The sequence below is a fragment of the Citrobacter sp. Cpo109 genome (genome assembly GCF_030332565.1).
Classification (GTDB): Bacteria; Pseudomonadota; Gammaproteobacteria; order Enterobacterales; family Enterobacteriaceae; genus Citrobacter; species Citrobacter portucalensis.
In genome coordinates this window covers 1-338 of record NZ_JAOWHQ010000032.1, presented here as the reverse complement: position 1 = coordinate 338, position 338 = coordinate 1, and the positions used below count along the sequence as shown (strand labels likewise).

Sequence of the window (338 nt, the reverse complement as noted above, 5' to 3'; positions counted from 1 at the left end):
ATTTGTTCGTCACCGGCAAGGAGCTGTTCACGGTATTCCCGTTCAAGGTCTGCCAGTTCGGCTTTACGTTTCAGCCAGGTATTTTTGTTCGCCTGACAGGCCTCAAAGGCCTGCTGTATGGTCACAGTGGTCACGAGTCTCTCTCCTGATTAATGCCGGAACGGCGAGCTGTAGCAGCCCTGTACTTTACGCGGCGGCGGTGGCGTCACCGGTGCGGGGTCGGGTTTCTCCGGTGCGGCACGTATCACACCGTCAACAGACTCGATGGTGCGGAAAGTGGCCGAGCATTCGATATTGGTACACTGGTGATAACGCTGTTTGACGTTTTCCGACAGATA

2 protein-coding genes are annotated in these 338 nt (G+C 55.3%); both read right to left on the bottom strand.

All coding sequences use genetic code 11. The features are described from left to right. Positions 1-134 (bottom strand): phage polarity suppression protein (locus tag OGY71_RS01175; RefSeq protein ID WP_286612683.1); only part of this gene is annotated, 134 nt, incomplete at its 3' end. A gap of 15 nt (positions 135-149) precedes the next feature. Continuing rightward, positions 150-338 (bottom strand): STY4826 family bacteriophage gene regulatory protein (locus tag OGY71_RS01170; protein WP_286612680.1); only part of this gene is annotated, 189 nt, incomplete at its 5' end.